This window comes from Shinella sp. SUS2 (assembly GCF_001262505.1).
Lineage (GTDB): Bacteria > Pseudomonadota > Alphaproteobacteria > Rhizobiales > Rhizobiaceae > Shinella.
On sequence record NZ_KQ410746.1, the window covers coordinates 1 to 14,532 of the forward strand.

14 protein-coding genes and 1 pseudogene are annotated in these 14,532 nt (G+C 63.3%); 9 read left to right on the forward strand and 6 right to left on the reverse strand.

Annotated elements, in window-relative coordinates; all coding sequences use genetic code 11:
- From AKG11_RS34730 to rpoD, 4 genes and pseudogenes are all read left to right on the forward strand, one after another.
- A pseudogene (locus AKG11_RS34730) lies at positions 1-177 on the forward strand (glycine C-acetyltransferase); the annotation flags it as partial.
- A 33-nt stretch (positions 178-210) separates the two neighbouring features.
- Entirely contained in the window at positions 211-1,248 is a 1,038-nt protein-coding gene (tdh, locus tag AKG11_RS27955; RefSeq protein WP_024271100.1) for an L-threonine 3-dehydrogenase, read from the forward strand.
- A gap of 71 nt (positions 1,249-1,319) precedes the next feature.
- On the forward strand, positions 1,320-1,667 hold the full coding sequence (locus AKG11_RS27960) for a GFA family protein (protein ID WP_024271101.1): 348 nt from the start codon (positions 1,320-1,322) through the stop codon (positions 1,665-1,667).
- A 421-nt stretch (positions 1,668-2,088) separates the two neighbouring features.
- Complete coding sequence (rpoD, locus tag AKG11_RS27965) at positions 2,089-4,143, forward strand: RNA polymerase sigma factor RpoD (protein ID WP_050746269.1); 2,055 nt, start codon at positions 2,089-2,091, stop codon at positions 4,141-4,143.
- Between the two features lie 156 nt (positions 4,144-4,299).
- Here the strand turns inward: rpoD and AKG11_RS27970 are convergent, their stop codons facing one another.
- Complete coding sequence (locus AKG11_RS27970) at positions 4,300-5,157, reverse strand: calcium-binding protein (protein WP_024271102.1); 858 nt, start codon at positions 5,155-5,157, stop codon at positions 4,300-4,302.
- A 394-nt stretch (positions 5,158-5,551) separates the two neighbouring features.
- Between AKG11_RS27970 and AKG11_RS27975 the strand changes: the two genes are divergently transcribed.
- Positions 5,552-7,198 (forward strand): alpha/beta hydrolase, encoded by a 1,647-nt coding sequence (locus AKG11_RS27975; protein ID WP_023513113.1) that lies wholly within the window; start codon positions 5,552-5,554, stop codon positions 7,196-7,198.
- Here the strand turns inward: AKG11_RS27975 and tam are convergent, their stop codons facing one another.
- The 4 genes from tam to AKG11_RS27995 all read right to left on the reverse strand — a co-directional run bounded on the left by tam (position 7,199) and on the right by AKG11_RS27995 (position 10,295).
- Positions 7,199-7,972, reverse strand: a complete 774-nt coding sequence (gene tam / locus AKG11_RS27980; RefSeq protein WP_050746270.1) for a trans-aconitate 2-methyltransferase — start codon at positions 7,970-7,972, stop codon at positions 7,199-7,201. It lies immediately after the preceding gene.
- Between the two features lie 11 nt (positions 7,973-7,983).
- Entirely contained in the window at positions 7,984-8,634 is a 651-nt protein-coding gene (locus AKG11_RS27985; RefSeq protein WP_023513115.1) for a haloacid dehalogenase type II, read from the reverse strand.
- A gap of 88 nt (positions 8,635-8,722) precedes the next feature.
- Complete coding sequence (locus AKG11_RS27990) at positions 8,723-9,763, reverse strand: zinc-dependent alcohol dehydrogenase family protein (protein ID WP_050746271.1); 1,041 nt, start codon at positions 9,761-9,763, stop codon at positions 8,723-8,725.
- A gap of 16 nt (positions 9,764-9,779) precedes the next feature.
- The gene (locus tag AKG11_RS27995) at positions 9,780-10,295 is read right to left on the reverse strand and encodes a GNAT family N-acetyltransferase (protein ID WP_050746272.1); all 516 of its coding nucleotides are present in this window, start codon (positions 10,293-10,295) and stop codon (positions 9,780-9,782) included.
- A 170-nt stretch (positions 10,296-10,465) separates the two neighbouring features.
- On the opposite strand from AKG11_RS27995, the gene AKG11_RS28000 reads away from it, so the two are divergent.
- On the forward strand, positions 10,466-11,347 hold the full coding sequence (locus tag AKG11_RS28000; protein WP_037408515.1) for a branched-chain amino acid aminotransferase: 882 nt from the start codon (positions 10,466-10,468) through the stop codon (positions 11,345-11,347).
- A 72-nt stretch (positions 11,348-11,419) separates the two neighbouring features.
- Here AKG11_RS28000 and AKG11_RS28005 read toward each other — a convergent pair whose 3' ends face one another.
- Complete coding sequence (locus AKG11_RS28005; protein WP_023513119.1) at positions 11,420-12,526, reverse strand: branched-chain amino acid ABC transporter substrate-binding protein; 1,107 nt, start codon at positions 12,524-12,526, stop codon at positions 11,420-11,422.
- A gap of 300 nt (positions 12,527-12,826) precedes the next feature.
- On the opposite strand from AKG11_RS28005, the gene AKG11_RS28010 reads away from it, so the two are divergent.
- The 3 genes from AKG11_RS28010 to AKG11_RS28020 all read left to right on the forward strand — a co-directional run bounded on the left by AKG11_RS28010 (position 12,827) and on the right by AKG11_RS28020 (position 14,495).
- Entirely contained in the window at positions 12,827-13,399 is a 573-nt protein-coding gene (locus AKG11_RS28010) for a transglycosylase SLT domain-containing protein (protein ID WP_050746273.1), read from the forward strand.
- A gap of 125 nt (positions 13,400-13,524) precedes the next feature.
- Complete coding sequence (locus tag AKG11_RS28015) at positions 13,525-14,034, forward strand: GrpB family protein (RefSeq protein WP_050746274.1); 510 nt, start codon at positions 13,525-13,527, stop codon at positions 14,032-14,034.
- A gap of 107 nt (positions 14,035-14,141) precedes the next feature.
- Positions 14,142-14,495 carry a DUF1428 domain-containing protein gene (locus AKG11_RS28020; RefSeq protein WP_050746335.1) on the forward strand — a complete coding sequence of 118 codons (354 nt, stop codon included), beginning with the start codon at positions 14,142-14,144 and terminating at the stop codon, positions 14,493-14,495.
- Positions 14,496-14,532: the final 37 nt, after the last annotated feature.

Genomic DNA, 14,532 nt, shown 5'->3' on the forward strand with positions numbered 1-14,532 from the left:
GAGATGGCCTCGCGCATGCTGGCGCGGGGCGTCTATGTGATCGGCTTTTCCTTCCCGGTCGTGCCGCGCGGCCAGGCACGCATCCGCACCCAGATGTCGGCGGCGCACGGCGAGACGGATGTCCGCAAGGCCATCGACGTCTTCGCAGAGGTCGGGCGTGAGCTCGGCGTCATTTAGAGAATCGTCTGAATCCCTTGCGGAGATTTCGTCATGTCGAACATGATGCGCGCGCTGGTTAAAGCAAAACCTGAAGTCGGTCTCTGGATGGAGAGCGTGCCGGTCCCCGAGGTCGGCCCCAACGACGTGCTGATCCGGGTGAAGAAGTCGGCGATCTGCGGCACGGACGTGCATATCTGGAACTGGGACCACTGGGCGCAGAAGACCATCCCCGTACCGATGGTCGTCGGCCACGAATTCGTCGGCGAGATCGCCGAGGTCGGCTCGGCCGTCACCAAGTACCATGTCGGCGAGCGGGTCTCGGGCGAGGGGCATATCGTCTGCGGCAAGTGCCGCAACTGCCGGGCCGGCCGCGGCCATCTCTGCCACTACACGAAAGGCGTCGGCGTCAACCGGCCGGGTTCCTTCGGCGAATTCGTCTCGATCCCCGAATACAATGTCGTGCCGATCCCCGACGATGTGCCCGATGAGGTCGCGGCGATTTTCGATCCGTTCGGCAATGCCGTGCATACGGCGCTGTCCTTCGACCTCGTCGGCGAGGACGTGCTCGTCACCGGCGCGGGGCCGATCGGCATCATGGGCGCGATGGTTGCGAAACGTTCCGGTGCCCGCAAGGTCGTCATCACCGACATCAACCCCGTGCGCCTCGATCTCGCACGCAAGGTCGGTATCGACTATGTCGTCGATGCCTCCAGCCAGGACCTTGCCGAGGTGATGGCCGAGATCGGCATGACCGAGGGTTTTGACGTCGGCCTTGAAATGTCCGGCGCCCCGCCGGCCTTCCGCTCGATGATCGATGCGATGAACAATGGCGGCAAGATCGCCATTCTCGGCATCGCGCCCGATGGTTTCGGCATCGACTGGAACAAGGTGATCTTCAAGATGCTGACGCTGAAGGGCATCTACGGCCGTGAGATGTTCGAGACCTGGTACAAGATGATCGCCTTCGTGCAGGGCGGGCTCGATCTTTCGCCGATCATTACCCATCGCATCGGGATCAACGATTTTCGGGATGGCTTCGAGGCGATGCGCTCGGGCAATTCCGGCAAGGTCGTCATGGACTGGCATTGACGCCTGCCGCGCAAACCTGTCCAGCGGTTTGTGACAACGACAGGCGCGAGAACGTGAGAGGAGGTCTGGAAATGAAGTATGAGGGAAGCTGTCATTGCGGCGCGGTCGCTTTCGAGGTGGAGGGCGAGTTCGACACGGGGCTCGACTGCAACTGCTCCATGTGCCGGCGCCGCGGCGCACTGCTCGCCTTCGTGCCACGCGAGAAATTCGTGCTGACGAGTAAGGAGGAGAACGTTTCGACCTACATGTTCAACCGCCACGTCATCGAACACCATTTCTGCGCCAAATGCGGCATTGCGCCCTATGGTGAGGGAAGCGATCCGAAAGGGAACAGGATGGCGGCGGTCAACCTGCGCTGCATTCCGGCCATCGATCTGGAGGCCCTGACCATCACCAAGGTCGATGGTCGTTCGTTCTGATCGTGTCGGCTGCGAATCGGTTCGGCCGAGGCGCGGGTTGTCGGGGGAACGGGGGTCTTGTCTTTTTAGGAAAGGCTCCTACATGTGGGCTCTATCGCCCGGATCCGCCGACTTTCCTGTCCGCGAACCCGAATCGGAACCTTTTCCAGCTTTTTTGCCGGAAAAGCTTGACGTAACCGAAAATTCTGGGAATCACCATTGTTGGCTGTGAAGGAATGGGTACGGCGGATCGGGAAGTCATGTCAATCGTGTTGCTTCGGCAACATCGCCACAGGTCCGGGGGCCGGGCTGTGGTTAATCGGGATTTAATTGTCAATCCGTTAGGTCAGGGATGCTGATTCGCGGTGACGATGCCGAAAGGCGATCGGTCGCGGAACCCCTAACCGCTTGGAAACTGATGCTCAGGAAAGCGACGAAATAAATGGCGACAAAGGTCAAAGAGAACGAGGAAGTCGAAAACGAACGCGAAGGCGCATCCGACGGCCCACTTCTCGATCTTTCCGATGATGCCGTCAAGAAGATGATCAAGGCCGCCAAGAAGCGCGGCTATGTCACCATGGACGAGCTGAATTCTGTCCTGCCGTCCGAGGAAGTCACCTCGGAGCAGATCGAGGACACGATGGCCATGCTGTCCGACATGGGCATCAACGTCATCGAGGACGAGGACGCCGAAGAGGCGACCCAAGGCGGTGAGGAAGAGGGCGGCGACGACGACGGCGACAGCGAGGGCGGCGAACTTGCCACCTCCAGCGGCACCGCGCTTGCCACCGCCAAGAAGAAAGAGCCGACCGACCGCACGGACGACCCGGTGCGCATGTACCTGCGCGAGATGGGCTCCGTCGAGCTTTTGTCGCGCGAGGGCGAAATCGCCATCGCCAAGCGCATCGAAGCCGGCCGCGAGACGATGATTGCCGGCCTCTGTGAGAGCCCGCTGACGTTCCAGGCCATCATCATCTGGCGGGATGAACTCAACGAAGGCCAGACGCTGCTGCGCGAGATCATCGACCTCGAAACGACCTATTCCGGTCCCGAGGCGAAGGCGGCTCCGCAGTTCCAGTCGCCGGAAAAGATCGAGGCCGATCGCAAGGCGGCCGAGGAAAAGGAACGGACCCGCAAGCCGCGCGCCGCCAACGACGACGACATCACCAATGTCGGCGGCGACGCCATGCCGCCGGAGGAAGAGGAAGAGGACGACGACGAGTCGAACCTTTCGCTCGCCGCTATGGAAGCGGAACTGCGCCCGCAGGTCATGGAAACGCTCGACACGATCGCCGAGACCTACAAGAAGCTGCGCAAGCTGCAGGACCAGCAGGTGGAAGCCCGCCTGCAGGCGACCGGCACGCTCTCGCCCGCCCAGGAGCGCCGCTACAAGGAGCTCAAGGACGAGCTGATCACGGCCGTCAAGTCGCTGTCGCTGAACCAGAACCGCGTCGATAGCCTCGTCGAGCAGCTCTATGACATCAACAAGCGCCTCGTGCAGAACGAGGGCCGCCTGCTGCGTCTCGCCGAAAGCTACGGCGTCAAGCGCGATTCGTTCCTCGAACAGTATTCCGGTGCGGAACTCGATCCGAACTGGATGAAGTCGATCGCCAATCTGGCCGCCCGCGGCTGGAAGGAATTCGCCAAAAGCGAAAACACGACGATCCGCGACATCCGCCAGGAGATCCAGAATCTCGCCACCGAGACCGGCATCTCCATCTCGGAGTTCCGCCGCATCGTGCACATGGTGCAGAAGGGCGAGCGCGAGGCGCGCATCGCCAAGAAGGAGATGGTGGAAGCCAACCTCCGTCTCGTGATCTCGATCGCCAAGAAGTACACGAACCGCGGCCTGCAGTTCCTCGACCTCATCCAGGAAGGCAATATCGGCCTGATGAAGGCGGTCGACAAGTTCGAGTATCGCCGCGGCTACAAGTTCTCCACTTACGCGACCTGGTGGATCCGGCAGGCGATCACCCGTTCGATCGCGGACCAGGCCCGCACGATCCGCATTCCCGTGCACATGATCGAGACGATCAACAAGATCGTACGCACCTCGCGCCAGATGCTGCACGAGATCGGCCGCGAGCCGACCCCGGAAGAACTGGCCGAAAAGCTCGCCATGCCGCTCGAAAAGGTCCGCAAGGTCCTGAAGATCGCCAAGGAGCCGATCTCGCTCGAAACGCCCGTCGGTGACGAAGAAGACAGCCACCTCGGCGACTTCATCGAGGACAAGAACGCGCTTCTGCCGATCGACGCCGCCATCCAGGCGAACCTGCGCGAGACGACCACCCGCGTGCTCGCCTCGCTGACGCCGCGCGAGGAACGCGTGCTGCGCATGCGCTTCGGCATCGGCATGAACACCGACCACACGCTGGAAGAAGTCGGCCAGCAGTTCTCGGTGACGCGCGAACGTATCCGCCAGATCGAGGCGAAGGCGCTGCGCAAGCTGAAGCACCCGAGCCGCTCCAGGAAGCTGAGAAGCTTCCTGGATAGCTAAAACGCGCAAGCTCCGCTCGTTCCTCGACCGCTGAGGAAGCCCTGCGCTGCCGGGTCTTTCCGGCAGCCTTGGAGACTGTTCAAAGCAAAGCCCCCACGGCCGGTTGGTCGCGGGGGCTTTTGTGTGTTCGGCAGCACTGTGTTGGGGCTCCCGGTATCAAAGGATGCCGAGCAGATCGTCCAGCACTCCGCCCGGGCCAAGCAGGTCGTCCAGCAACGACTGCGTGAGACCGAGATCGGCAAGATCGACGACACCATCGACGAGGTCGTCGAGGTGGAGGCCTCCGTCGCCGATGTTCTCGCCAAGAAGCGTGTCGAGGAGACCGTTCAGGCCGACCTCGTTGAGCACATCGCCCAGTCCGGCTCCCACAAGATTGCTCAGGTCCAGATCGAGATTGATCACGCCATTGGCCGTGACGATCTTTTCGACGCCGAAGACCGCCTGTTTGTCGCCATTGCCTGAAATTTCGAACAAGCCACTGCCATTCAGCGTCAGAAGATAGTCGCCGGCATTCCCGTCGAGATAGGCCGTATCCTCTCCGTTCCCGCCATAGACGGTGTCGTTGCCATCCATGTAGATGACGTCATCGCCGTCCCCGCCGCCGATCAAATCGTCGCCTTCGCCGCCCCGCAGCGTGTCGTTCATGTCTCCGGCATAGATCGTGTCGTTACCGGCCCCGCCGTCGATATCGTCGCGTCCCGAGTTCGGTGAAATGCCGGGTCCGCCATAGACGATGTCGTTGCCGCTTCCGCCACGCACGATGTCGTCGCCAGCACCATGGAAGAGTGTATCGTTGCCAGCCCCGCCGTCGATCTCGTCATTGCCGGCGTTGCCCCATATGACGTCGTTTCCCCCTCCTGCCTGGGCGACGTCGTTTCCGGTTCCGAGGCCGATCCTGTTGGCGCCGTCGTTGCCGAGAACACTGTCGTTGCCACCCTGTGCAAAGACACTTCCTTGCCGGTTTTCGAAGACGAAGGTGTCGTCACCGGCCGTAAGAAAATAGGTGTCGCTCATATGATTTACTCCTCGCAATCATTGCGTTCACCGAGCCAAGGCGTTGGCCCGTGAATAAAAGGATGTGCTTTTGAATTTTAAATTCAACCATTGCGGGAAGTTCATTTATTTTTGCTTTCTTGATTCTCCATGCACACTTTATAAGTGTACAAAACTTGACAGGAAACAGGACAGAAATCCCGGAACCGGACAGGTTTGGAGCGTGCCTAACCAGGAATTTACCCAACGGGTGAGCTGCCCCCAGCGGCGCGTTTCTGTCATGAGGCGTCTGCGGGAGGACGCGTAACCGTGTCCTGCGGCCCTCTGTTCGGGGAAGGGGATACGATGGCTTGCCTCCTTCCTCCTGCCGTGCAAGGCTCGTTGGGCAAGGGAATGGAACGGCGGAAGGGTTGTCATGCGGGATTGGTTCTGGCGCTTTGTCCTGTCCTTTTCCGCGACGGGGCTGATCCTGGGCACGCTGTGTTTTGCCGCCTCGCTGACGCCGAGCCTCCTGCCGCGCACCTATGTCACGCAGGGTGTGCTTTCGGGCGTCGCCATGGCCTGCGGCTATGGGCTTGGTGTGGCTCTTGCAGCGCTGTGGTTCTGGCTCGAACTGCCGGAACCGAAGGACCGGGCGCGTCTCTGGCTCGCTGCGGGGGCGGGTGGCATTTGCGGCATCGTGGTGCTGGTCTTTCTCTGGCGCACGGCGGAGTGGCAGAACTCCATCCGAACGTTGATGCGCCTGCCGCCGATCGACACCGCGCATCCCTTCTATGTCGGCCTTATCGGGCTTGCCGTCTTCCTCGTGCTTTTCGGCCTTGGGCGGCTCTTTGCCTTCCTTGCCCGGCTGTTTGCCCGGACCTCGCGCCGGGCGGCGCCGCGGAGGCTCTCCTATGTCATCGGCACGGCGCTGGCCGCGACGCTGTTCTGGACGCTGGCGGACGGTGTCCTGGCGCGGTTCGTGCTGCACACGGCCGATTCCTCCTTCCGCCGGCTCGACCAGGTGATCGAACCGGATACGGCCGAGCCCACGGATGCCAGAAAATCCGGCAGCGCCGCCTCGCTGGTGCGCTGGGACGCGCTTGGCCGCATGGGGCGCTCCTTCGTGGCGAGCGGACCGACGGCAGGGGATATCGCCGCCTTTACGGGCAAGCCGGCGATGGAGCCCCTGCGCGTCTATGCCGGCCTCAACGCTGCCGAGACGCCCGAGGCGCGGGCGAAGGTCGCGCTCGACGAGCTGATCCGAGTCGGCGGCTTCGAACGCTCGACGCTCGTCATCACCATGCCGACGGGCACCGGCTGGATCGATCCGGAGGGCATCGATACGGTCGAGTACCTGCATCATGGCGACATCGCCAGCGTTGCCATCCAGTATTCCTACCTCGCCAGCTGGCTCTCTCTGCTTGCCGAGCCGGACTACGGTGCAGAGGCCGCCCGGGCGCTCTTCCGCGCGATCTACGGTCACTGGACGAGCCTGCCGAAGGACAAGCGGCCAAAACTCTATCTCTATGGTCTCAGCCTCGGCGCCTTGTCGTCGGAGCAATCCGCTGAACTCTTCGAGGTGATCGGCGATCCCTATCAGGGTGCGCTCTGGGCCGGTCCGCCGTTTCCGAGCCGCATCTGGCGCAAGATGACGGCGGACCGCAATCCCGGAACGCCCGCCTGGCTGCCGCGCTTCCGTGACGGCTCCTATGTGCGCTTTACCAGCCAGAAGAATGCGCTGCCCGAGGCGGGCGACCATTGGGGGCCGATGCGCATCGTCTACCTGCAATATGCCAGCGACCCGATCACCTTCTACGATCCCTATGCCTTCTACCGCCAGCCGGCCTGGATGGTTGTGCCGCGCGGGCCGGATGTCTCTCCGGATTTCGAATGGTATCCCGTCGTCACTTTCCTGCAGCTGACGCTCGACATGGCCATGGCGACCACGACGCCGATGGGGCTTGGCCATGTCTATGCCGGCGAGCACTATATCGATCCATGGATCGCGGTGACCGATGTGACGGACTGGAGCGCGGCGGATATCGCAAGACTGAAGGAAAAGTTTCGCGCGGGGCGGTGATCAGCTTTTGACGGCAATGATGAAGAGCCGAGGGAAGCGCAGCAGCCGGCGACCGTCGGCCATCGGCGGATAAGCGTTCGCGATGCGGCGCTCGTAATCCGCAAGGAAGCCGTCGCGTCCACCGGCCGGCAGGCGGTCGAGATAGGGACGCAGGCCCGTCGCCTTCACCCAGTCGACGATGGCGGCCGCATTCGCCATGGGATGGTTGTAGACGGTGTGCCAGACATCGACGCGGGCCGCCTTCGGGCCGAGTGCGTCGAAACAAGCCGGTGGTGCGGGCATCGGGCCGCGGCGCGGCGTACCCTCGACGAAGGCGCCCTGCCAGGGGCCGGCAAGAGCGCTTTCTTCCATCAGGAGATGGGAGGGCTCGTTGCGGTTGTCCGGCATCTGCACCGCCAGCACGCCGCCGGGACGCAGGCCGTCCATCAGTCGGGCCATCAGCGCCACCGGATCGGGCAGCCACTGAAAGACGGCATTGGCGAAGAGCAGGGCAGCCGGCTCGTGCGGGCGCCATCTGGCAAGATCGCATTCGACGAAATCGACGCCCGGCAGGCGCTGGCGTGCGGCCTTCAGCATGTCGCCGGCATTGTCAACGCCGCGCACGCCCCGGCCGGGAAAACGCTCCACCAGCAGCTCCGTCGAGTTTCCCGGCCCGCAGCCGAGGTCGTAGACCGTGCCGGCGACAAGGTCGGCCGGCACCTGCGCGAGCAGGTCGCGGGCAGGGCGGGTGCGTTCGTCCTCGAATTTCAGGTATTGCGCGGCAGACCAGGCCATGCGGGCTCCGTTCAGAGGCTTTCGAGCGTGGGCAGGATGAGAGCGGGGCCGAGGTCGAAATATTCGTCCGGCATGTCGCTGCGGTTGATCCAGACGGTGCGGAAGCCGAATTTCGTCGCGCCGGCAATGTCCCAGCGGTTGGAGGACTGGAAGGAGACGGCGTTGGGATAGAGCCGGTAGTTCGTCGTCACGAGATCGTAGACGGCGGGGGCGGTCTTGTAGGTCTTCAGTGCGTCGACCGAGAAGATGTCGTCGATGACGGTGTCGAGCGCGGCGTTCTTCACCGCCGAGGCCAGCATGGCGGGCGAGCCGTTGGAGAGGATGGCGATATGCGCGCCGCGCTGCTTCAGCGCTTTCAAGACGGCCGGCACTTCCGGGTAGCAGTCGAGTTTCCAGTAGGCGTCGAGCAGCTTCTGGCGCAGTGCCGGATCGACGCCGCCGATGCGCTTGAACGTATAGTCGAGCGCCTGCTCGGTGAGTTGCCAGAAATCCGCATAGGCGCCCATCAGCGCGCGCGTCCAGGAATATTCGAGCTGCTTGGCGCGCCAGATCTCGGAAAAGATCTGGTAGTTCGGCCCGACATCCCCCGCATGGCGGCGCACAGCCGCGTGCACGTCGAACAGCGTGCCATAGGCGTCAAAGACATAGGCGGCATGGGACATGGGCGGCGATTCCTTCTGGCATTGTCGATGGCGATTGGTCGCCATCGACGTGGGAATGTCAATCGGTCAGACGCGCGGAGCCGCTGCCTCAGAACCGCGTGATGACACTGATGCCGAGGTCCGTCGCCTTGTCCATCGCCATCAGCGCCGGCACGGCCTCATCAAGGCTGATATGGCGGCCGATCAGCTGTTGCGGGGAGAGCTTGCCGCTTTCGATCATCGCCAGCATGGCGTCGTAGCGCCAGGCCTGCATGCCGTGGCTGCCGTAGATTTCCAGCTCGTGGCCAATGACCTGCGCCATGGGAATCTTCGGCGTCGCATGGTCGGCGAGCATCAGGCCGACCTGCACATGCCGCCCGCGTCGACGCAGGTTCTTTATCGAGTTGAAGCAAGTAGCGGGAGAGCCGAGCGCATCGATCGAGGCATGCGCCCCGCCGCCGGTGATCTCGCGCACGGCCTCCGCGACATCGGCGACCTCGCGGGCGTTGATGGCGGCGACGGCACCCATCTTCCGGGCAAAGTCCAGTTTCTCCACGGATATGTCGATGGCGATGGGATTGGCGCCAAGCGCGGCGGCGATCATGATCGCGGAGAGGCCCCCCCCGCCGCAGCCGTGCACGGCCACCCATTCGCCGCCCGTCACCCGCGCCTGGTCGACGACGGCACGGAAGGAGGTGGCGAAGCGGCAGCCGAGGCTGGCGGCCGTCGCGTAGTCGATGGCATCGGGCAGGTGCACGAGATTGTGGTCGGCAAAATCGATGGCGACGAGTTCGGCGAAGGAGCCCCAATGGGTGAAGCCGGGCTGGAACTGTTCTTCGCAAACCTGTTGGTTGCCCGAGCGGCATTCGCCGCAGTGGCCGCAGCCCGAGACGAAGGGCACGGTCACCCGCTCGCCCTCGCGGAACCGGCGCACATTCCTGCCGACGGCGACCACCTTGCCGGCGAGCTCGTGGCCCGGCACATGCGGCAGGCTTATATCCGGGTCGTGGCCCATCCAGCCTTGCCAGTCGGAGCGGCAGAGCCCCGTCGCCTCCACCTTGATCACCACGCCGCCGGGCGTCGGCGTCGGGTCCGGCAGGGTGCGGACTTCAGGTGTCGCCTCGAAGGCTTCGTAATACATCGCGCGCATATTGGCTCCCTTCCGGTCAGACGACCCGGCGCATCATGAGGATTTCATCGATCTCGCGGCCTTCATGCAGGAAGCCCGCGGGCATGTACCCGATTTCCGCAAAGCCTTCGCGGCGATAGAAGGCGAGGGCAGGCGCATTCTCGGCGGTGACGGCAAGCTCGATCTGTCTGAGGCAACTGTCCCGGGCATGGGCCGTGACGGCAGCGAGGAGGGCGCCGGCAACGCCTCGGCCGCGTTCGGCGGTGCGCAGGTAGACCATGACGAGATTGGCGCGATGGGCCATCTTGCTCGTATTGAACCGCATCAGGCCCATCATCCCGACAGGCTCTTTGCCGCGAAAGGCGGCAAAGAGGGCAAGATCGGCGAGAAGCTTGCGGATCGCCTCATCGGACAGCTTCTCCAGATCCTCCGCGGTGCTGGCGAAGGCGGCGGGGACCTGCAGCAGGGCCTCGCGTCGGAGCGCGCGAAAGGCCTCGGCATCCTCGGCGGTGAGGCGGCGGATCGGCGGCGGGGCAATGTCTTCTGCGGTCATGCCTTTCTATCGCATGGCCTGCGGCGCCCCGCCAGAATATCACCCATGATAAGGCCTGATGCACCCATTCAACATCTTGAATGGACAAGCGGGGCTGGCTGTCGGAAGGCATTTGTGACTTGACCGGCCCGGCCCACCGGGCGTTGATGGGCGAAAAGGAGTTTTACAAAATGCCAGTCGATACCGCACCACGCTCGACGACCTGGACCTTCGTGGATGGCGAATGGGTTTCAGGCAATCCGCCGCTCATCGGCCCCACCTCGCATGCCATGTGGCTCGGCTCGACCGTCTTCGACGGCGCGCGCTGGTTCGACGGTATCGCGCCGGACCTCGACCTGCATTGCCAGCGCGTCAACCGTTCCGCCGAGGCCCTCGGCCTCAAGGCGGTGGTGACGGCCGAGGAGATCGAGGCGCTGTCCTGGGAAGGCGTCAAGAAGTTCGACGGCAAGACGGCGATCTACATCAAGCCCATGTACTGGGCCGAGCATGGCTCGTTCAGCGTGGTTGCGCCGGATGCGGAATCGACCCGTTTTGCGCTTTGCCTCTTTGAGGCGCCGATGGGCGACCCCAACGCGGCGTCCTCGCTGACCGTCTCGCCTTTCCGCCGCCCGACGGTGGAATGCATGCCGACGGATGCCAAGGCCGGCTGCCTCTATCCGAACAATGCCCGCATGCTGGTGGAGGCCCGCAAGCGCGGCTTCGACAACGCGCTGGTGCGCGACATGCTGGGCAACGTCGCCGAAACCGCCTCGTCCAACATCTTCATGGTGAAGGACGGCGTCGTCTTCACGCCCGCCGCCAACCGCACCTTCCTTGCCGGCATCACGCGCACCCGCGTCATCGGCCTCCTGAACGAAGCCGGTTTCGAGGTGGTCGAAACGACGCTGACGGTCGCCGATTTTGCGGCCGCCGACGAGATCTTCACCTCCGGCAACTACTCCAAGGTGGTTCCGGTGACGCGACTCGACGACCGCGATCTCCAGCGTGGCCCGATCACCGCCAAGGCGCGCGACCTCTATTTCGACTGGGCACATTCCAACGGCGACGCGTGATTGCACGCTAGACGGCCAAACAGAAACGCCGGGGCAGGACCCCGGCGTTTTCCGTTTCGGATATGCTTTACCTTACTCGGCGGCGACGATCTTGCCGTCTTCCCACTTGAAGAGCGAGAAGCTCTGCGAGGTGAGGTCGCCGTTCTCGCCATAGGTCAGCTTGCCGATGGCGGTCGGGATGGCTTCGCCGGACTTCAGGGCGGTTGCAACGGCGGCGGAGTCTTCTGCGCTGCCGGCCTTCTCGATGCCGGCCTTCAGAACTTCGACGGCGGCGTAGGCGTTGAGCGTGAAGGCTTCCGGCGGGATGCCCTTTTCCTTCAGCACGGCGACGGCAGCCTGCGAGTCGGGGCTCTTCAGCGCGTCGGAGGCGTTGGTGAAGAGCGTGCCGGCGGCTGCTTCGTTGCCGATTGCCCAGTATTCGCTGTTCGAGAGGCCTTCACCGCCGATGATCGTGGCGTTGACCGACAGGTCCTTCAGCTGGCGGGCAAGCAGGCCGCCTTCCGGATGGTAGCCGCCGAAATAGATGACTTCGACGCCGTCGGCCTTGAGGCGGGTGATCAGTGCGCTGAAATCCTTGTCGCCCGGGGTGACAGAATCGTAAAGAGCCTCGGTGACGCCGCCCTTGTTCAGCGCGGCCTTGAAGGAATCGGCCAGGCCTTTGCCATAGGCGCCCTTGTCGTGAACCACGGCGACCTTCTTGTCCTTCAGGTTCGCCAGCACATAGGCGGCGGCAACTTCCGCCTGCTGGTCGTCGCGGCCGCAGGTGCGCAGCACGTTGGTGAGGCTGCGGGCCGTCAGGTCCGGCGCCGTCGCCGTCGGGGTGACCATCAGCACGCCGTTTTCGGCAAAGACGTCGGAGGCCGGGATGGCGACGCCCGAGGTCACCGGGCCGACGACGAAGCGGATGCCTTCACCGACGATCTGGTTGGCGGCCGAAACGCCCTGCTTGGGCTCGCCCGCATCGTCGGCCAGCTTCAGCACGACCTGTTCGCCCAGAATGCCGCCGTTCTTGTTGATCTGGTCGACAGCCGCCTGCGCGCCGTTCTTCACCTGGTCGCCATAGGCGGCGACCGGGCCGGTCAGCGGGGCAACAAGGCCGATGACGATGTCCGCATGGGCGAGCGGGGCAAAGGCGACGGATGCGGCGAGCAGGGCGCCGGCAAAAATCTGCTTCTTCATGGAATTCTCCTCAACTGGGGCCATGGAGTGGCCCGGTCGCAGATGCTCACGCGCCCGGACGGCGCAGGCCGGATTCCGATGCGGAGCGGGTTCTTTCACGGTCCGGAACAATCGTTCGCGAAGGGCCGGCGTGCTGCAGATTGATTAGGCCGGAAGGGGAAAAAGCGCAACAAAATAATGCATTTGCATATTTGATGGGCGGATCACTTGCGTGAATGGAAGGCGGTATTGGGCATTTGAATCAAAACGGATTGTTAAGATTTACGATTTATAAATATCCGGAAATTTTGAGGATCTGCGATGCGTTGCGTCTTGATCGTCGTCCTCTTGTTGCTCGCCGGATGTGCGTCTGTTCCAAGGCAGACGCAGAACGCCTGTGCCATCTTCGAGCAACGTGACGGCCTGTTCGACAACTGGCGGCGAGCCGCCTACCGCGCCGAGCGCGAATATGGCGTGCCCGTTCCCGTGCTCATGGCGACGATCTACACGGAGTCCGGCTTCCGGCACAATGCGCGCCCGCCGCGCACGAAGCTCCTAGGTTTCATTCCATGGAAACGCCAGTCAACCGCGCTCGGCTTCTCGCAGGCGCTGGACGGCACCTGGGCGCAGTACAAGCGCGTGACCGGCCGCTGGACCGCCAACCGTACGGACTTCTCCGACGCGATCCGCTTCATCGCCTGGTATCACGCCGAGAGCAACCGCAAGAACGGCATCGCCCTTACCGACACCTACCGCCTCTACATCGCCTACTATCACGGCCATGCCGGCTATTCGCGCGGCAACTGGAGCGGTACCTCCAAGGCCGGCGCGAAGCGCGCAGCCAACATGGCGGCCAGCTATTCGCGCCAGCTGAAGAATTGCGGTGCGTGGTAAGGGACGGCCGAGGGCGTAGCCGTCGACCGGACGATCCGTGCGATCGGTCTGGATGACGGCCCGCCCCTCGGCCGTGTACACTGGTGTCTCCGCGCGCAAATTCTCGCTGGAACAGGAGACCGTCTTTGCCCACGCCCGTGATCGTTGTCGGTTATGATGCGGCATGGCCGGATCGGTTCGTGGAGGTTTCACAATCTCTTCGGGCGCTGCTTGGCGACGCCGTTCATGCGGTGGATCATGTCGGAAGCACTGCGGTGCCGGGTCTTGCGGCAAAGCCGGTCATCGATGTCGATGTGACGCTTTGCAGCCGGAAACGCATCGAGGCCGCCTGCCGGTGCATGGCGGATGCGGGGTACGATGCCCGGGGAAACCGCTACGAGGACGACATGTGGGCCTTCCTGTCGAGCGGGGAACCCGCCTGCCGCGTCTATCTGTGCCCGCCGGAAAACGAAACGCACCGAAGGCGTCTGGTCTTTCGGGATCGGCTTCGTCAGGACGGTGCTCTTCGCGCCGCCTATGGTGCATTGAAGCAGCGGCTTTCCGTACAGTTTCCCCTGGATGGGGATGCCTACACCGCAGCAAAGCGGAGTTTCATCGAGGCGGCGATCGGCAGCTCGCCTCTGTCAGGCCGATAGGCTCCGGTTTCAGCCCCTGAGCCGGTAGCATAAAATTTTCTCCCCCTTGTCGGATCGGTTGCGCGACACACGTCCTTGTCATGTCCAAACCAAAGGAGGAGACGATCATGACCTATGTCGATGGATTCCTGTTGGCCGTGGCGAAGGCCAATCTGGAGCGGTACAAGGACATGGCGCGCACGGCGGGCGATGTCTGGAAGGAACACGGCGCAATCGACTATGTCGAATGCATCGGCGACGATGTGCCCTATGGCGAGCTCACCTCGTTTCCCCGCGCCGTGCTGGCGAAGGACGACGAGGTGGTGATCTTCTCCTGGGTCACCTACGCGTCGCGGGCGTCACGTGACGAGATCCTTGCCAAGGTGATGGCGGACGAGCGCCTGAAGGGCGACGACTGGAAGGACGTCTTCGACGGCAAGCGCATGATCTATGGCGGCTTCGAGGCGGTCGTCGAGTTGTGAGGCGGAGGGGGCTGCGCTAAACCGGTCGGAACCGGAA

Bases quoted from the DNA above. Each gene is read 5' to 3' on its own strand.
- AKG11_RS28020 (WP_050746335.1), top strand. From the start codon at position 14,142: ATGACCTATGTCGATGGATTCCTGTTGGCCGTGGCGAAGGCCAATCTG.
- AKG11_RS27960 (WP_024271101.1), top strand. From the start codon at position 1,320: ATGAAGTATGAGGGAAGCTGTCATTGCGGCGCGGTCGCTTTCGAGGTG.
- AKG11_RS27975 (WP_023513113.1), top strand. From the start codon at position 5,552: ATGCGGGATTGGTTCTGGCGCTTTGTCCTGTCCTTTTCCGCGACGGGG.
- tam (WP_050746270.1), bottom strand. From the start codon at position 7,972: ATGGCCTGGTCTGCCGCGCAATACCTGAAATTCGAGGACGAACGCACC.
- AKG11_RS28000 (WP_037408515.1), top strand. From the start codon at position 10,466: ATGCCAGTCGATACCGCACCACGCTCGACGACCTGGACCTTCGTGGAT.
- AKG11_RS27995 (WP_050746272.1), bottom strand. From the start codon at position 10,295: ATGACCGCAGAAGACATTGCCCCGCCGCCGATCCGCCGCCTCACCGCC.
- tdh (WP_024271100.1), top strand. From the start codon at position 211: ATGTCGAACATGATGCGCGCGCTGGTTAAAGCAAAACCTGAAGTCGGT.
- AKG11_RS27990 (WP_050746271.1), bottom strand. From the start codon at position 9,763: ATGCGCGCGATGTATTACGAAGCCTTCGAGGCGACACCTGAAGTCCGC.
- AKG11_RS28010 (WP_050746273.1), top strand. From the start codon at position 12,827: ATGCGTTGCGTCTTGATCGTCGTCCTCTTGTTGCTCGCCGGATGTGCG.
- AKG11_RS27985 (WP_023513115.1), bottom strand. From the start codon at position 8,634: ATGTCCCATGCCGCCTATGTCTTTGACGCCTATGGCACGCTGTTCGAC.
- AKG11_RS27970 (WP_024271102.1), bottom strand. From the start codon at position 5,157: ATGAGCGACACCTATTTTCTTACGGCCGGTGACGACACCTTCGTCTTC.
- rpoD (WP_050746269.1), top strand. From the start codon at position 2,089: ATGGCGACAAAGGTCAAAGAGAACGAGGAAGTCGAAAACGAACGCGAA.
- AKG11_RS28005 (WP_023513119.1), bottom strand. From the start codon at position 12,526: ATGAAGAAGCAGATTTTTGCCGGCGCCCTGCTCGCCGCATCCGTCGCC.